We start from the raw sequence: 13,745 nt of genomic DNA on the forward strand, positions 1-13,745 counted from the left end.
GCTCGACCACCCGGATCACCAGCCTCGTCCAAGCCGTGCTCACACTGCATTTGGCCAGCTCAGACCGATGATGGAAAAGCCTCAGTGTCCACCAGGCCGTACTCCCGGACCGGAATCGGCAGCCGGTTTCGCATTCCGCCCCCAGACAATGTCCTCATCGACTGTCCACTCGACGTGGTACTCGCCCGGCTCCGCGTTCTCGTCACCGCACCATCGGACCGCGGTCCTTCCGAAGGGGGTCCGGATCTGAGCCAGCCAGGGGCTCCAAGGAAACTTTGCGACCTTCTCCAGTTCGACCAACACCGTTCGATCATGCAGCATCCGAGCCGCTGCCGGAACCTGTGCTGTTCAGGCACCGCCTGGCACGGGTTCGCCGGAACATGTGCGCTTTACCGAAGGACTCGTTGGAGGCGATGGCGACGCTGTTCTTCTCCTCGCGTTCGGTCAGAACCTGGAAGAGGAGTTCGGCGCCGTGGCGGTCGAGTTCCATGTAGCCGAGCTCGTCGATGCAGAGGAGATCGACGCGGCCGTAGCGGGCGATCGTCTTGGAGAGCTGCTTCTCGTCAGCAGCCTCGACGAGCTCATTGACCAGCTTCGTGGCCAGCACGTACTTGACCCGGTAGCCGGCCATCGCCGCCTCGGTGCCGAGCGCGATCAGCATGTGAGACTTGCCGGTCCCGGAGTCGCCGATCAGGCAGAGCGGCTGGCTCTTCTTGATCCATTCGCAGCTGGCGAGTGTGGATGGTGGCCGCGTAGCGAACTCGTTGCCGACAACGCACCCGTCACCTACCAGATGGTCCGCGCCCACATCGCCACCCTCCGCGGGGCGCCGGCCGACGCGCCGCCCCGGCCACCGACGGTGCGCCAGGTGACCGGCTGGCTCATCCGTCACCCCACGACCCTGAGCGAGGGCGACCGGGCCAGCCTGAAGGATGTCCTGGCCCGCTGCCCCGAACTGGACACGGCCGCCGGGCACGTTCGCGGCTTCGGCGAGATACTCACCGGCCGCCTCGGCTCCACACTCCCCACGTGGATCGACGCGGTCGACGCCAGTCAGCTTCCCGGTCTCACCGGCTTCGCACTCCACCTGCTCCGAGACCTTGACGCTGTGACAGCCGGGCTCACCCTGGACTGGAGCTCGGGCAGCATCGAGGGTGCCGTGAATCGGATCAAGAAGATCAAGCGGCAGCTATACGGTCGAGCCGGATCTGAACTGCTCCGGAAAATGATCTTGCTCCAGTAGCTCCGCGCGGAGGTGTTACTCGGTAGCCTTCCGGCGGCTTCGACTGCAGAGTCTTCCCGGCGCGGTGCTACTTTTGGTCGAAATTTGTGGGACGGGTGGGTGAGTTGGCGGACGGTGCCCTGCGGCGCGCTGCTGTCGTGGCCCTCGGCGAGCTCGGGCGAAGCAGCGACTTCGGGGACCGTGCGGACGCTGGTCGCGGCCTCGCGGGCTTTGCCGAGATGGAGGAAGCTGTCGGTCCGCTGCTGGAGCTGGTGCTCGACCGCGAGGACACCTTCGTTACGCGGGTGACCGCACAAGCCTTGCTCCGACGCCAGGACAGGGCTGGACTCAGGGTCGTCGCGTCAGCGCTGGCAGTCGCCAGCCCGAACCACGGCGACTGGATCCACACCGCGATCCTCGATGTGTTTGCCGTCTACGCCAGCGACCGCGACGACGCGGTGCGGCTCTGCGAGGCGCTCACGCGGGATACTGACGAGCACGTCGCCCTGGGAGCTCGCGAGCTGCACGAGAGCCTGTCCGGGATCAACTGCGTTCTTTATCCCGCATAGCGCATGAGGCACACGGTGCCGTGGTCGCCCTCGACGAGGGCGATTGGTGACCGCGATGCCGTCAAGCAGCCGAGCTCATCGCCACCCTCTCAATCGAACTGCACTATCACCCTGTGCGACGGCTCCCCAAGATCTGTGCCAGAACCCAGAACTCATCGACCTTGATCAAGGAACCGGCCCACTCGGTGGCTCCCGAAGCCGTCGACAGGCGACTGCCGAGCGCCTGGACGCGGCCCGCCGCAGGCTTCGTCCAACTCCGAACGACGACACCGATGATCACGAGGGGTCAGACACGTGAGCCCCCTCGCGGAGATGACCGAGCGCGAGTACTTCGCCAGCGTCGGCCGACGTCCCGGCATGTTCGTCGGCAAGCCCTCCTTCCCCCTGCTGACCGCGTTCCTGACCGGCTACGACCAGCATGCGATGCGGCACGGCGGTCACGGCCACACCGGCTGGCACAAGTGGCTCGTCGCCCGTCGGGGACGTGACTGCAGCAACGCCTGGCCTGGCCAAGTCCTCCACATCACCTTCCCGGACGGCTGGGACAACGTCTGGAACATTCCGCCTGAGGACGAGCAGCGTGCGATCAGAGTCCTGTTCGAGCTCCTCGACGAGTTCGCGGCCGAGCGCGAAGCCGCGCAGGGTCCACAATCCTCGGGACTGACTGAGGTACCGGGCCGGACCGCATCAGGTCTCACTCAAGTTGGTCCATCGCCGCACGACCTGTGCCACAAACGGACCACCGTGGCCCTGACCAACGGAGTGTCCCTTCGCCAGGTGTCTCGCAGGCTCGGACGCGTTCGATCAAGGTCACGGTGGACCGGCGCGGCCCCCGCTTCACGCAGGAGGGTCAAGAGCTACTGCCGTCAGGTCGTCGAAACGGCCGCGCCGGGGCGCGCACGCTCACACCAGGCCGAGCGACCGCAGCGCGCGGCGCTGGGTTCCTGTCAGTCTGGTCGGCCAGAAGAGGTAGCAGACCCCGCCCGTACCGCTTCTGACCTTGCCATTTGCGTCGTAGCGCTTCGTGCGCAGCCAGATGTTCTCCCACTCGCGCCGCTGGTACACCCTGCGCACCGCCTCGTTGTCCGGTGAGGCCGGGTCGTTGGCGATCACGTCGCCGGTGGGGGTGAAGCCGATGACCGTCATCAGGTGGCCCGAGGTGCCGTAGCCGGCGCCGGTCAGTTCCTCCTTGCGGAAGGACTGGGACGTGATGGCCGGGATGCCCGCGCGGATCAGGGTCTCCAGGTCCGTGAGCGAGCTCAGGCGGGTCACCACCGCGTTCATGTCCGGGTAGGTGGCCGCGTAGGCGGCGTTGAAGGGCCAGTTGCCGCAGCCCGCGTACTGGTAGTCGTAGGTGAAGCGGGCCGCGTGGCAGACCTGGGGGTCGGCGAAGTCCGGGTTCACCCAGGCGAGGTCCTCGGCCGTGGGGCGGCGGTCCCAGTACTCGACGATCATCTGCGAGGACGTGGGGCTGCACCAGGCCTCGCCGCCGTTGTCGTACTCGGGGTACTGGCCGACGTGGGTGTTCTGCGAGTAGCGGGGCACGGTCAGTTCGCGGTCCGGGCCCGGTTCGGAGGCGGGCACCGTGAAGCGGTCCGGGACGTCCGAGGCCATCGCGCCGAGCCGCCAGACCGTGGGGGTCAGGGTCGTGCCGGGCTTGCGGTGGAGGGTGAGGCGCAGGCGGTAGGAGACCAGGCGGAGGCCGCTCGCGGGGTCGTCGATCGCGAAGGTGTCCGTCCACACGGAGGCCTTGCCGTCGCTCTGGTCGTCGACCGACGTGCGCCGGATGTCGGTGTCGCCCGCCGCCCAGCGGCCCATCACGAACCAGGGCGTCGTCGTGCCGTCGCCGTACGTGCCGCGCAGCTCGACCTGGAGCCAGGTGCCGGGAGGCGTGTGGGCGTTCCAGGAGGCGATGACCTCGGTCGCGGGGACGGAGGACGTATGGACCGGCGAGGTCCAGCTCGCGTGCTCCCAGGTGCCGGTCAGGCCGGTGTGCGGGTCGGTGTAGGCGGTGCGGCCGGTCGGGCTGTCGATGACCAGGCCGGGGCGGTGTCCCGGGACGGCGCGGGTGCCGGAGGCGGTGCCGCAGCGCCAGTCGGTGTACGTGCTCCAGAAGCGGTTGTCGACGAGGGCGGGTGCGGGGGCGTGGCCGCCTCCCGTCGCCCGGTCGGCGCGGGCCGGTTCCTCCGTGCGGGCCTCGGGGTCGGCGGCGCGGGCGCCGGGGGCCGCGGCCGCGGTCCCGGTGGTCGCGGCCGTGCCCGCGGCGGCCGCGAGGGCGGCGAGGACGGTTCTGCGCGGGGTGGCAGGGGGCATGGGCGGTGACCCTCCAGTCGGTGGTGGCGAACGGACGGGCTGCGGGGCCCACTATCCCGGCTCGCGGACGGCTTCTGCCAGCGATTCGACGCGCGCCGCCCGGGCAATATTGGTCTCCGCCAATGGCGCCGGTCCGGCCGCTGACCTGCGACTGGTCCGTGCGGCGGCTCGCCTACGCTGGGGCCATGGACCATCCCGAGGACCGTACCGACCGTCCCGCCCTCGACCGGGCGGCCGCCGCTCTGCGGCTGCTGCCCCCCTCGTGCGGACCGGTGCGGCTCGTCGCGGTCGACGGGCACGCCGGTTCCGGCAAGTCCACGCTGGCCGGCCGGCTCTCCGCCGCGCTCGGTGACGCCCCCGTGCTCCACCTCGACGACCTGGCGAGCCATGCGGAGTCGTTCGCGTGGACCGGGCGGATGCTCGGCGAGGTGATCGGGCCGCTCTCCCGTGGCGAGACGGCGCGCTATCACCCGTACGACTGGAATCTGCGCGCCTTCGGTCCGCCGCGGTCGCTGGACCCGGCGCCGGTGGTACTCGTGGAGGGCGTGGGGGCCGGGCGACGGGCGCTGCGGCCGTTTCTCGCGCGACTGCTGTGGATGGAGCGCGGTCCCGAGGAGTCCTGGGCGCGCGGGCGGCACCGGGACGGGCCGGCGCTCGCCGGTTTCTGGGACGGGTGGACCGTGGCGGAGACTCGCCACTTCCGCGAGGACCCTTCGCGGCCCTTCGCCGACACCCTGGTACGCGAGTGCCGCGAGGGGTACGAGTGGCTGCCAGGGCCTCGTGTGACGGCGGACCCCCACCAGATCATCACCCACCGTGATGACTCCCCGGCCGCAAACTGAGAGGGCGGAAGTCCACTTCCGCGGGTGCCTCAACTCGGCTTGACCCAAGGGGCGTACAGGTCTTACGTTCTCAATGTGCGGCTCTCGGGAGTCGCCGCGGACGCGAAGCCCCCGGTTGTTCCCCCGTGATCGGGGGCTTCGTTCCGCCCCCGCGTTCACCGAGGGTCACCGCCGGTGCGCGGGCCGCGGATCGTGTCGATCACGACGGATCGTCTCCTTCTCCCTCATCACGCACCCTCTGCGCAGGTACGATGCCCCTCGGTGCGGTCAATTCCCGTCCACGTGTAGACGGTTGTGGGGGACCTGATGGACTTCGGCACACAGGGCGCGCATGCCCCCGCCGAGCTCGCCTGGCTGCGCGGAGTCGACGCCTACACGATGGGCGCCTATCCGCAGGCCGAGGAGGAGTTCCGTACGGCGGTGCGCATCGACCCCGGCATGGCCGACGGCTGGCTCGGTCTGCACGCGCTGCGCGTGGACACCACGACCGCGCTGCTGCGGATGTACCGCAACCGCGAGCGCTTCGGCGAGCAGCGGACCCGGCACCGAAGGAACCTCAACTCCTGGTACTGGCTGGGCTGGTGGGTGCAGCCGGTGCTCGAGAGCCCGCGCGACCTGCTGCTCGCGCACGCCTCGCACTGGCTCGACGGCCGGCACGTGCCGGAGCTCGACCGGGCGCTCGCCGGCCTGCCGCCGGTCGACGCCGACCCGCAGGTCCGCTTCCTGCACGCCTGCCGTTCGTACCTGGTCAAGGACTGGGAGCAGCTGGTACGGCACACCGAGCCGCTGGTCGACGACCCGCTCCTGGGCATCGAGGCGGGCTTGTTCGGCGGGATGGCGCGGGTGCGCCTGGAGATGTACGGGCAGGCCGAGCCACTGCTCGCGACGGCGCTGATGCGCTGCCGCAGCGAGCAGCCGCAGCGCAAGGAGCTGCGCTACTGGCTCGCCCGGGCCCACGAGGGCACCGGGAGGACCGCCGCCGCCATGCCGCTCTACCGCGCGGTGCACCGGATCGACCCGGCGTTCATGGACACCGCCGCACGGCTCGCCACCATCGCCGAGTACGACGGGTTCGAGGGTCCGGACGATCCGATGGGGCTCGCCCCGGCCATGTACGGCGGGTTGGGCCAGGACACGGTGGACGGCGAGCGGACCGACCCGGAGCCCCCGGCGGGCGACGGGCTGCTGCTCAGGCCGGACACCGGCCCGCCGCCCGCGCCGCCGGAGCCGCCCGACGTCGTACGCCAGAAGGCGGCGGTCCCGGCGCAGCCGGCGCCGCCCCGCTTCCCGGCCGGCGCCACCGACCCGGCGTTACTCGCGGAGGCGCTGGCGGAGCTGGAGCGGATGGTCGGCATGGAGCCGGTCAAGCGGCAGGTGAAGGCTCTGTCGGCGCAGCTGGAGATGGCCCGGTTGCGCGCTGACCAGGGACTTCCCGTCCAGCCGCCGAAACGTCACTTTGTCTTCTCGGGTCCCTCGGGCACCGGCAAGACCACCGTCGCCCGCATTCTGGGCCGGGTCTTCTACGCGCTCGGCCTGCTCGGCGGCGACCATCTGGTGGAGGCCCAGCGGGCCGATCTGGTCGGCGAGTACCTGGGCCAGACCGCGGTCAAGGCCAACGAGCTGATCGACTCGGCGGTCGGCGGCGTGCTCTTCGTCGACGAGGCGTACGCCCTCTCCAACACCGGCTACAGCAAGGGCGACGCCTACGGCGACGAGGCCCTTCAGGTGCTGCTCAAGCGCGCCGAGGACAACCGCGACCACCTGGTGGTGATCCTGGCCGGCTACCCGGAGGGCATGGACCGGCTGCTCGCCGCCAATCCCGGGCTCTCCTCCCGCTTCACCACCCGGGTCGACTTCCCCTCGTACCGCCCGCTCGAACTCACCGAGATCGGCAAGGTCCTCGCCGCGGCGAACGGCGACGGCTGGGACGAGGAGGCACTGGAGGAGCTGCGCTCGATCAGCGGGCACGTCGTCGACCAGGGCTGGATCGACGAGCTCGGCAACGGCCGCTTCCTGCGCACGCTGTACGAGAAGTCCTGCGCCTACCGCGATCTGCGGCTCTCGGGCTACGGGACCACGCCGAGCCGCGAGGACCTGGCGACGCTGCGGCTGCCGGACCTGATGCAGGCCTACGGCGAGGTGCTCTCGGGGCGGGGCCCGATGGACCGCGGCCCGCAGGAGCCGCCGGGCATCTGAGCCCACGGGAGCCACCGGGCATCTGAGCCCACGGGAGCCACCGGGCGCCTGAGCCGCAGGCGCCGCCGGGCAACTGAGCCCGCACGAGGAGCACCCGGGCCTCTGAACCTGCGCGAGGAGCCGCCGGGCACCTGCGCCACAGGAGCACCGGGCCTTGAGGCTCTGAGCCTCCGCGCGGAGCCGCCGGCAGGCGACCGGTGGCTCCGCGCGGGGTACGGCTGACGGGCCGCGCTCAGCCCGCGAGCACCCGCGTGGGCGACTGGGGCTGTGCCTGCGGCTGCGGCTGAGGCGGCTGCTGCGGCTGTGCCTGCGGCTGCGGCTGCGGCGGGCTCGACGGATGCCGGACCGGCGGGCCGACGCGGTGTGCGGGGTCGCGGACCTCGCCGACCAGCATCTCCAGCACGTCCTCCAGGGCGACCAGGCCCAGCACCCGGCCGGAGGCGTCCGACACCTGTGCCAGATGGGTCGCTGCCCGGCGCATCACGGTGAGCGCGTCGTCCAGCGGGAGCTCGGCCCGCACCCTGGCCATCGGGCGCCACACGTGCTGCGGCACCGCGCGCTCCCGCTCCTCCAGGTCCAGGACGTCCTTCACGTGGACGAAGCCCATGAAGGTGCCCCGGGCGCCGGGCCCGCCGGCGCGCACCGGGAAGCGGGAGTAGCCGGTCCGGACGGTCAGCTCCTCGATGTCCCGGGGAGTGACCGACGGGGGCACGGTGACGAGCGAGGCCGAGGGGATGAGGACGTCGGTGACCGGGCGGGTGCCCAGCTCCAGGGCGTCCTCCAGGCGCTCCTGTTCGGCCGGGTCGAGCAGTCCGGCCTGGCCGGCGTCCTCGACGAGCCGGCCCAGCTGGGCGCTGGTGAAGACGGCCTCCACCTCGTCCTTCGGCTCGACCTTGAAGGCCCGCAGGACGAGTCCGGCGCAGGCGCCGAGGGCGCGGGTGACCGGCCGGCAGAGGCGGGCGAAGCCGACCAGGCCGGGGCCGAGGAGCAGTGCGGTGCGCTCGGGGTCGGCCATGGCCAGGTTCTTCGGGACCATCTCGCCGATGACCAGGTGGAGGAAGACCACGGCGGCGAGCGCGATCACGTAGCCGAGCGGATGGACGAGGCCTTCGGGTACGGCGACGGCGTGGAAGACCGGTTCGAGCAGCCGGGCCACGGTCGGCTCGGCGACCGCGCCGAGCGTCAGCGAGGCGACGGTGATGCCGAACTGGGCGGCCGCCATCATCTGCGGCAGGTTCTCCAGGCCGTACAGGACCTGGCGGGCCCGCTTGGTGCCGAGCGGCTCGATCTGGCTGCGGCGTACGGACACGAGGGCGAACTCGGCGCCGACGAAGAAACCGTTCGCCAGGACCAGCAGGACGGCGAGGAGCAGAGGGAGCAGACTCATCGGGCCGCCTCCGCGGCGACGGGCACCGGGGCGGTGCGCATGATCCGCACGCGTTCGGCGCGGTAGCGGTCGACCTGGCGCACCGAGAGCCGCCAGCCGGGCAGCTCGGCCCGGTCGCCCGGGGCGGGGATGCGCCCGAGCAGGTCGGCGACGAGCCCGGCGACCGTCTCGTACGGGCCGTCGGGCACGTCGAGGCCTATCCGGTGCAGGGTGTGGACGCGGCAGGAGCCGTCGGCCTCCCAGACCTGGGAGCCGTCGTCGGAGGGCACGGCGGACAGTTCCGGCCGGGCGTCGGCGGCGGTGTCGTGCTCGTCGCGGACCTCACCGACGAGCTCCTCGACGATGTCCTCCAGGGTGACCACGCCTGCGGTGCCGCCGTACTCGTCGACGACGACCGCGATGGGCTGCTCGCGGCGCAGCCGCTCCAGGAGTGCCTGGGCGGGCAGCGACTCGGGGACGAGCAGCGGCGGTACGGCGATCCGGGCCACGGAGGTCCGGTGCCGCTCGTGCGGGACGACGGCGAGGGCGTCCTTGAGGTGGACCATGCCGACGATCTCGTCGATGCGCTCGCGGTAGACGGGGAACCGGGACAGACCGGTGGCCCGGGTGAGGTTGAGGACGTCGGCCGCGGTGGCGTCCGACTGGAGGGAGCTCATCCGTACCCGGGGGGTCATGACCTGCTCGGCGGTAAGGCCGCCGAGCGAGAGGGTGCGGACGAAGAGGTCGGCCGTGTCCTGTTCCAGGGCGCCGGCCCGGGCCGAATGGCGGGCCAGGGAGACCAGCTCGCCGGGGGTGCGGACCGAGTCCAGCTCGTCGGCCGGCTCCACGCCGAACAGCCGGACGAGCCGGTTGGCGACGGTGTTGAGCAGGGTGATCACCGGCCGGAACAGGCTCGCGAAGGCGTGCTGCGGTCCGGCCACGAACCGGGCCACCTGCAGCGGCCGGGAGACCGCCCAGTTCTTCGGCACGAGTTCGCCGACCACCATCTGCACGGCGGAGGCGAGCAGCATGCCCACGAGCACGGAGATGCCGGAGACGGCTCCTTCGGGCAGTCCGGTGGCCGTGAGCGGCCCGTCGAGCAGCCGGGCGAGCGCGGGCTCGGCGAGCATGCCGGTGACGAGCGAGGTGAGGGTGATGCCGAGCTGGGTGCCGGAGAGCTGGAAGGACAGCTCGCGCAGGGCGCGGACGACGCCGCGGGCCCGGCGGTCGCCTTCGGCGGCGGCGCGCTCGGCCTCGGCCCGTTCGACGGTGACGAGGCCGAACTCGGCGGCCACGAAGAAGCCGTTGGCGAGGATGAGCAGCAGGGCTGCTGCGAGGAGCAGCAGGGAGACGATCATGCCGCCGCCTCGGGTGAGGGGGCGGCGCAGGTACTACCGGACGATCCGTCCATTGCCGGAGGGAGTCACTCCTCGGGTCGAAGGGAGGCCTCGCGGGCCGCCGGCGGGCGGCCCCGTTACATGCGAGGCGGTGGTGCCGCTCGGCACCACCGCCACAAGATTAGCCACGCCCGCACCCGTACGGGCAGGGGGTCGGCCCCGTATGGGGGACGGATCGGGGTCCGTCCCCGGGTCCGGCCGGGGTCAGCCGGCCTCGGTTCCGGTGCCCTTGCTCTCGGCGAGCGCGCGCAGCGCGCGGGCGTCGCGGATGGCCTGCTCCCTGGCGATTCCCGGCTGGATGCCGAGGGCGGGCAGGCTGGTTCCGTCGCTGAGGTCGAGGAAGACCCAGGCGTCGCCGGGGCGCAGGTTGACCTTGACGATCTCGGCCCAGGCGAGTCGGCGTGTCCGGGTGATGTTGACGACCGTCACACCCTTGTCGTCGGCGACGACCTTGGGCCGGCTCAGCAGCACCAGGACGCCCAGGAACAGTGCCGCGGTGAAGACGAAACTGGCCCGCTCCCCCGGGCCCAGCTTCTCCAGCAGCATTCCGACGGTGGTGATGACGACGAACATCGCCACGCCCGCGGTCAGCAGGACGACCCGGGTGCGGGCCGGCCGGAAGGTGACCGGAAGGGCGGGGGGTGCGGTGTCGGACATCGGGTTTCCCGGGGTTCCTTGCGTACGGGTCGAGGGGGCGCCGTTCGTGGGCGCGACGGGTGTGCGGCTGTGGGTGGGCCGTCAGAGGCGGCAGGCGTGGATGGCCGTGGTGAGGATGGCGCGGGCGCCCAGCTCGTACAGGTCGTCCATGACCTTCTGCGCCTCCTTGGCGGGGACCATGGCGCGCACGGCGACCCAGCCCTCGTTGTGCAGCGGCGAGACGGTGGGCGACTCCAGGCCCGGCGTGAGGGCGACGGCCTGCTCCAGGTGCTCGGCGCGGCAGTCGTAGTCCATCATCACGTAGCTGCGGGCGACCAGGACGCCCTGGAGGCGGCGCAGGAACTGCTGGACCTTCGGGTCGTCGGTCGGTGCGCCGGTGCGGCGGACGACGACGGCCTCGGAGGTGAGGATCGGCTCGCCGATGACCTCCAGGCCGGCGTTGCGCAGGCTGGTGCCGGTCTCCACGACGTCCGCGATGATCTGGGCGACGCCCAGCTGGATCGCGGTCTCGACCGCGCCGTCGAGGTGGACGACGGACGCGTCGACGCCCTGCTCGGCGAGGTGCTTGGCGACGATGCCCTCGTAGGAGGTGGCGATCGTCATGCCGTGGAAGTCCTCGGGACCGTTCGCGGTGCCGGGCCGGGTGGCGTAGCGGAAGGTGGAGCGGCCGAAGTTCAGCGGCAGGATCTCCTCGGCGTTGGCGCCGGAGTCCAGGAGCAGGTCGCGGCCGGTGATGCCGATGTCGAGGCGGCCGGACGCCACGTAGATCGCGATGTCCTTGGGACGGAGGTAGAAGAACTCCACCTCGTTGTCCGGGTCGACGGTGACGAGCTCCTTGGACTCCTTGCGCTGCCGGTAGCCCGCCTCATGGAGCATCTCCATCGCAGGTCCGGAGAGAGAACCCTTGTTGGGGACGGCGATGCGCAGCATGGGACGGGCTTCCTTTGCCTCGGGTGTTCGCGGAGCTTGTCGGTGGGGTGGGTGTGCTCAGAGGTGGGCGTAGACGTCGTCGAGCGAGATCCCGCGGGCGACCATCATCACCTGGACGTGGTACAGCAGCTGCGAGATCTCCTCGGCGGCGGCTTCCTTGCCCTCGTACTCGGCGGCCATCCAGACCTCGGCGGCCTCCTCGACGACCTTCTTGCCGATGGCATGGACGCCCTTGCCGACCAGTTCCGCGGTGCGGGAGGTCGCCGGGTCGCCGGTCTCGGCCTTGAGCTTGAGCTCGGTGAAGAGCTCTTCGAAGGTTTTGTTCGCCATGATGTCCTAAGAGTACGGGGTGTGAATCTGCACTCAGCGCCAGGGTTCGCTGACTGTACGCAAGATCGTCGCGGTGGCGACGGCGGCGGTGACGGCCTCGTGGCCCTTGTCCTCGCTGGACCCTTCGAGGCCGGCCCGGTCGAGGGCCTGCTCCTCGGTGTCGCAGGTCAGGACGCCGAATCCGACGGGTACGCCGGTGTCGATCGAGACCTGGGTGAGGCCGTGGGTGACGCCCTGGCACACGTACTCGAAGTGCGGCGTCCCGCCGCGGATGACGACGCCGAGGGCCACCACGGCATCGTAGCCCCGGCCGGCGAGGACCTTTGCCACGACCGGGAGCTCGAAGCTGCCGGGGACGCGCAGCAGGGTGGGCTCCTCGATGCCGAGCTCGGCGAGGGCGCGCAGGGCGCCGTCGACGAGGCCGTCCATGATCTTCTCGTGCCACTGGGCCGCGATGACCGCGACGCGGAGGTCGCCGCAGTTCTTCACGCTGAGGACGGGTGCGCCCTTGCCGCTCATGTTGCTCCTTGCCGGTCGTGCGTACGTGGTACGGGATACGGGAATGCGGGGTTACTGGTTGCCGCAGGTGGGGGCCGGGGTGCCGTCCAGCCAGGGCAGGTCGTGGCCCATCCGGTCGCGCTTGGTGCGCAGGTAGCGGAGGTTGTGCTCGCCCGCCTGGACCGGCATGGGTTCGCGGCCCCCGACCGTCAGCCCGTGACGGGTCAGGGCGTCGATCTTGTCCGGGTTGTTGGTCATCAGCCGCACGCTGCGGACGCCCAGGTCGGCGAGGATCTGCGCGCCGGCCGCGTAGTCGCGGGCGTCGGCGGGCAGCCCCAGCTCCAGGTTGGCGTCCAGGGTGTCGCGGCCGCGCTCCTGGAGCTCGTAGGCGCGGAGCTTGGACAGCAGGCCGATGCCGCGGCCCTCGTGGCCGCGCAGGTAGACGACGACGCCGCGGCCGGCTTCGGTGATCCGGTCCATGGAGGCCTCCAGCTGGGGGCCGCAGTCGCAGCGCAGCGAGTGGAAGACGTCTCCGGTCAGGCACTCGGAGTGGACCCGGACCAGGACGTCCTCGCCGTCCCCGACCTCGCCGTGGACGAGGGCGACGTGCTCGACGCCGTCGACCGTGGAGCGGTAGCCGTACGCGGTGAAGTCGCCGTGGCGGGTGGGCAGCTGCACCGCGGCCTCGCGGCGTACGGTCGGCTCGGCGGAGCGGCGGTAGGCGATCAGGTCCTCGATGGAGATGATCGTCAGGCCGTGCTTGCGGGCGAACGGGACGAGCTCGGGCAGCCGGAGCATCACGCCGTCCTCGCCGGCGATCTCCACGATGGCGCCGGCCGGGCGGAGGCCGGCGAGCCGGGCGAGGTCGACGGCGGCCTCGGTGTGGCCGTTGCGGACCAGGACGCCGCCTTCCTTGGCGCGCAGCGGGAAGACGTGTCCGGGTCGGACGAAGTCGCCGGGCTCGTACGTGCCGGCGGCGAGCATCCGCAGGGTGGTGGCGCGGTCGGCGGCGGAGATGCCGGTGGTGACGCCGTGGGCGGCGCTCGCGTCGACGGAGACCGTGAAGGCCGTCTTCATGGACTCGGTGTTGTCGTCGACCATCTGCGGCAGCCGGAGGCGCTCCAGTTCCTCGCCCTCCATGGGTGCGCAGATCAGGCCGCGGCACTCGCTCATCATGAAGGCGACGACCTCGGGCGTGGCCTTCTCGGCGGCGATGACGAGGTCGCCCTCGTTCTCGCGGTCCTCGTCGTCCACGACGACGACGGGGCGGCCGGCGGCGATGTCCGCGATGGCCTGCTCGACGGGGTCGAGGACGAGGTCGGTGACGTCCCAGACGGGAAGCGCGCTCATGCTGCACTCCTTTCGTTCGCTTCTCCGCCCGCGCGGCGCACCGGTGCGGGCATCACGGTCGTCTGCGGCCGGGTG

At 71.4% G+C, this 13,745-nt stretch carries 12 protein-coding genes and 1 pseudogene; 4 read left to right on the forward strand and 9 right to left on the reverse strand.

The annotated features are described in order from the left end of the window. Positions 1-391 precede the first annotated feature (391 nt). A pseudogene (locus ESG85_RS08275) lies at positions 392-739 on the reverse strand (ATP-binding protein); the annotation flags it as partial. Positions 740-868: 129 nt separating this feature from the next. On the opposite strand from ESG85_RS08275, the gene ESG85_RS08280 reads away from it, so the two are divergent. Together ESG85_RS08280 and ESG85_RS08285 are read left to right on the forward strand one after the other, a co-directional pair. Then, positions 869-1,243 (forward strand): transposase, encoded by a 375-nt coding sequence (locus ESG85_RS08280; RefSeq protein WP_425471183.1) that lies wholly within the window; start codon positions 869-871, stop codon positions 1,241-1,243. Positions 1,244-1,380: 137 nt separating this feature from the next. Continuing rightward, a complete protein-coding gene (locus ESG85_RS08285; RefSeq protein WP_128977399.1) occupies positions 1,381-1,791 on the forward strand; it encodes a hypothetical protein in 411 nt (136 codons plus the stop codon). Between the two features lie 903 nt (positions 1,792-2,694). Here the strand turns inward: ESG85_RS08285 and ESG85_RS08295 are convergent. Next, complete coding sequence (locus tag ESG85_RS08295; protein WP_128977400.1) at positions 2,695-4,104, reverse strand: peptidase C39 family protein; 1,410 nt, start codon at positions 4,102-4,104, stop codon at positions 2,695-2,697. A gap of 185 nt (positions 4,105-4,289) precedes the next feature. On the opposite strand from ESG85_RS08295, the gene ESG85_RS08300 reads away from it, so the two are divergent. Together ESG85_RS08300 and ESG85_RS08305 are read left to right on the forward strand one after the other, a co-directional pair. Next, on the forward strand, positions 4,290-4,946 hold the full coding sequence (locus ESG85_RS08300) for a uridine kinase family protein (RefSeq protein ID WP_128977401.1): 657 nt from the start codon (positions 4,290-4,292) through the stop codon (positions 4,944-4,946). Between the two features lie 306 nt (positions 4,947-5,252). After that, positions 5,253-7,142, forward strand: coding sequence for an AAA family ATPase (locus ESG85_RS08305; protein WP_128977402.1), 1,890 nt, complete (start codon positions 5,253-5,255; stop codon positions 7,140-7,142). 232 nt (positions 7,143-7,374) lie between these two features. Here ESG85_RS08305 and ESG85_RS08310 read toward each other — a convergent pair whose 3' ends face one another. The 7 genes from ESG85_RS08310 to ESG85_RS08340 all read right to left on the reverse strand — a co-directional run bounded on the left by ESG85_RS08310 (position 7,375) and on the right by ESG85_RS08340 (position 13,670). Next, a complete protein-coding gene (locus ESG85_RS08310) occupies positions 7,375-8,529 on the reverse strand; it encodes a hemolysin family protein (protein WP_246094884.1) in 1,155 nt (384 codons plus the stop codon). After that, entirely contained in the window at positions 8,526-9,866 is a 1,341-nt protein-coding gene (locus ESG85_RS08315; protein WP_128977403.1) for a hemolysin family protein, read from the reverse strand. The genes ESG85_RS08310 and ESG85_RS08315 overlap by 4 nt, the downstream gene beginning before the upstream one ends. 243 nt (positions 9,867-10,109) lie before the next feature. Beyond that, on the reverse strand, positions 10,110-10,562 hold the full coding sequence (locus tag ESG85_RS08320; RefSeq protein WP_128977404.1) for a PH domain-containing protein: 453 nt from the start codon (positions 10,560-10,562) through the stop codon (positions 10,110-10,112). An 81-nt stretch (positions 10,563-10,643) separates the two neighbouring features. Beyond that, positions 10,644-11,492: an ATP phosphoribosyltransferase gene (hisG, locus tag ESG85_RS08325; RefSeq protein ID WP_128977405.1), complete on the reverse strand. Its 849-nt coding sequence runs from the start codon at positions 11,490-11,492 to the stop codon at positions 10,644-10,646. A gap of 57 nt (positions 11,493-11,549) precedes the next feature. After that, a complete protein-coding gene (locus ESG85_RS08330; protein ID WP_128977406.1) occupies positions 11,550-11,822 on the reverse strand; it encodes a phosphoribosyl-ATP diphosphatase in 273 nt (90 codons plus the stop codon). 33 nt (positions 11,823-11,855) lie between these two features. Continuing rightward, entirely contained in the window at positions 11,856-12,341 is a 486-nt protein-coding gene (gene ribH, locus ESG85_RS08335; RefSeq protein ID WP_128977407.1) for a 6,7-dimethyl-8-ribityllumazine synthase, read from the reverse strand. Between the two features lie 51 nt (positions 12,342-12,392). Then, entirely contained in the window at positions 12,393-13,670 is a 1,278-nt protein-coding gene (locus ESG85_RS08340; RefSeq protein ID WP_128977408.1) for a bifunctional 3,4-dihydroxy-2-butanone-4-phosphate synthase/GTP cyclohydrolase II, read from the reverse strand. Positions 13,671-13,745: the final 75 nt, after the last annotated feature.

It is taken from the genome of Streptomyces roseicoloratus (genome assembly GCF_004117935.1).
In the GTDB taxonomy this organism is placed as follows: domain Bacteria; phylum Actinomycetota; class Actinomycetes; order Streptomycetales; family Streptomycetaceae; genus Streptomyces; species Streptomyces roseicoloratus.